At 32.2% G+C, this 2,909-nt stretch carries 3 protein-coding genes; all 3 read left to right on the forward strand.

What is annotated here, in order from left to right:
* Window positions 1–879: ABC transporter substrate-binding protein (locus MR593_RS07600; protein WP_290691563.1), on the forward strand; the 879-nt coding region annotated here is incomplete at its 5' end.
* Window positions 880–894: 15 nt separating this feature from the next.
* Window positions 895–1,851, forward strand: a complete 957-nt coding sequence (locus tag MR593_RS07605; protein WP_290691565.1) for an ABC transporter ATP-binding protein — start codon at window positions 895–897, stop codon at window positions 1,849–1,851.
* Complete coding sequence (locus MR593_RS07610) at window positions 1,848–2,798, forward strand: ABC transporter ATP-binding protein (RefSeq protein ID WP_290691568.1); 951 nt, start codon at window positions 1,848–1,850, stop codon at window positions 2,796–2,798. The genes MR593_RS07605 and MR593_RS07610 overlap by 4 nt, the downstream gene beginning before the upstream one ends.
* Window positions 2,799–2,909: the final 111 nt, after the last annotated feature.

A 2,909-nucleotide genomic window follows, 5' to 3' on the forward strand; every position in this document is an offset into this window, starting at 1 on the left:
AATGATACTATATCAGCATCACTGCAATCTGGTGATATAGATATAGCAGGAGGTTTATCATTTACTAACTTACAAAAATTTGAAAATGACGATAATTATAAAGTAGATACTAATTCAACTTCTCGTGTCTATATGCTTTACTACAATTTTAAAAATGAATTATTAAACGATAAAAATATACGTAAAGCAATAGATATGTGTATAGATAAAGACAGCTATGTATCTAGCTTATTACAAGGTTCTGGTGTAGTTGCTAAAGGACCATTCCCAAGTAGTATGGATATAGGTAAGGATGTCAAAGATAATGGCTATGATGTAGAAGAAGCTAAGAAACTACTTAAAGAAGCTGGATGCGAAGATACTGACAACGATGGAATATTAGAAAAAGACGGTAAAAAATTATCTTTCGATATAATAACTTATTCTTCAAGAGCAGAGCTTAAGGATATATCAACTGCACTACAAGATAAGCTAAAAGAAGTAGGAATTGAAATTGCCAATATAAATGTATATGAAGCTGTAGAGGACCAATTAGGTGCAGGGGATTTTGACATATGTGCATATAGCTGGACAACAGCTCCAATAGGAGATCCATATTACTTTATAGGATATTGCTATGGTTCTGATAGTGATTGCAATTACGGAAAATACAGCAATAAAGAAGTAGATAAATTAGTAGATGAATTATCTACAGAATTTGATCAAGATAAACGTGCAAAATTAGCAAATGAAATAGTTCAAATAGGTAATGACGATGTGGCATTTTCTTATGTAGCACATCTAAATAAGGGTTATGCTATGAAGAGCAGTGTAAGTGGATTTGAGCAAAGCACAAGTGATTACTATGAATTAAACAAAGATTTATCTATAGATGAATAGTAGATAGGAGGACAAATGAGCATACTAGATTTAAATAATCTATGTGTTTCTTATAGCGATGTAAATATTTTAAATAATATAAATCTGAGTGTAAATGAGGGTGAAATAATCGGAATAGTCGGAGAGAGTGGAAGTGGAAAGAGCACTTTAATTAAATCTATAATAGGATTATTAGGTAACAACGCTTCTATTCAATCTGGGACTATAGCTTTTGAAGGCAAGGATATAACATCCTTGTCTTTAAAAGAATATAGAGATATCAGAGGAAATGGAATTTCTATGATATTTCAAAATCCGCTAGAGTTTTTTAATCCGATTAGAAAAATAAGCAAACAAATCATCGAAACTATAAGAAGCCATAAAGATATTTCAAAAGAAGAGATAAAAGTAAAAGCCCTAGATACCTTTAAGTTCTTGGGGTTGTCAGATGGAGAGAGAGTCTGGAATAGCTATCCATTTGAGCTAAGTGGGGGCATGAATCAGAGAGTTGCAATAGCTCTATCTATGATGCTTGAGCCGAAATTGATTTTGGCGGATGAACCGACTAGCTCACTAGATGTAACAGTCCAAGCGCAGGTTGTAAGAGAGCTTATGAAAATGAGAGAAAAGCTGAACACGAGTATAATTTTAGTCAGTCACAATATAGGAGTTGTATCTTATATGGCTGATAAAATAGGTGTAATATACGGCGGGCAAATGATGGAATACGGAGATAAATTTGACATTATTAACAATCCTAAGCATCCTTACACTAAATCCTTGATAAAATCAGTACCAGTTATAAACGGAGGTATTCCTAAAGGCATAGGCGGTAATCCTTTCAAATTTACAGATAGAAAGGAAGGATGTGCATTTGCAGATAGATGCGAGTACGCTTCTAGCATTTGTAGAACAGCAAATCAAGATCCTAAATATTACAATGACAGCCATTGGAGTCTTTGTGAAGTATTGATGGAGGACATAGCTTTATGATAAATCATTTAGAAAATAACAAAGAAACAATACTTGAGGTAAAGAATATAACAAAGACATACTCTAAAAATGGCGAAGAATTTAAGGCGTTAGACGACGTCAGCTTTAGTGTAAAAAAGGGTGAGTTTTTCGGGATAGTCGGAGAGAGTGGAAGTGGAAAAAGCACACTTGCCAAGCAGATAACTCGCCTCGAAAAACCTACAGAAGGTCAAATTATTCTAAAAAACAAAGAGATTACAAATTTAAAGGGACGAGAGCTTAGAAAAATATACGAAGATATTCAAATGGTATTCCAAGATCCAGTTGGGTGTTTTGATCCTAGGATGAAAATAGGAAAAAGCATAGATGAGCTACTTAAAAACAATAAAATTCCTAAAGAGAATAGAAAAATTAAAATAAAGGAGCTACTAAACTTAGTCGGATTAGAAGAGAAATGTGCTGATAAATACCCAAGTGAATTAAGCGGTGGTCAATGTCAAAGAGCAGCCATAGCAAAGGCACTTTCTGTAGACCCAACTATCTTAGTCTGTGATGAGATAACGAGTGCTTTAGACGTATCTATTCAGGGACAGATAATATCTCTATTGAACGAATTAAAAGAAAAAAAAGACATCACATATTTATTTATATGCCACGATTTGGCTTTAGTCGAATTATTATGCGATAGAATTATAGTTTTAAATAAAGGAATCATAGTAGAGGCTGGATTGGCAAAAGAGATTATAGGTAATCCTATGCATCCTTATACAAAACTATTAGTCGATTCGATTTTTCCAATAGGTGATATAGATTGGAAAATACCAGATATATCGATTGAAGAAGGAACACTACTTAACAGTGGATGTAAGTTCTACAGTAGATGTAATTTAAAAAGTGATAAATGCTTAAAATCATCTCCAAAATTAAAAAAGATAAACGACAATCATTTTGTGGCTTGTTATAATTAATAAAATTGAGGTTATTGTAATATGACCTCAATTTTATTTTTTTAGCTATATAAAGAATATTTTTTAATAATATTTATAAATATTATTGTAATGTGATAAAATTTATATATG

The sequence above is a fragment of the Intestinibacter sp. genome (genome assembly GCF_022780145.1).
In the GTDB taxonomy this organism is placed as follows: domain Bacteria; phylum Bacillota; class Clostridia; order Peptostreptococcales; family Peptostreptococcaceae; genus Intestinibacter.

Coding starts and splice junctions, on each gene's coding strand:
- MR593_RS07605 (WP_290691565.1), top strand. CDS start 895: ATGAGCATACTAGATTTAAATAATCTATGTGTTTCTTATAGCGATGTA.
- MR593_RS07610 (WP_290691568.1), top strand. CDS start 1,848: ATGATAAATCATTTAGAAAATAACAAAGAAACAATACTTGAGGTAAAG.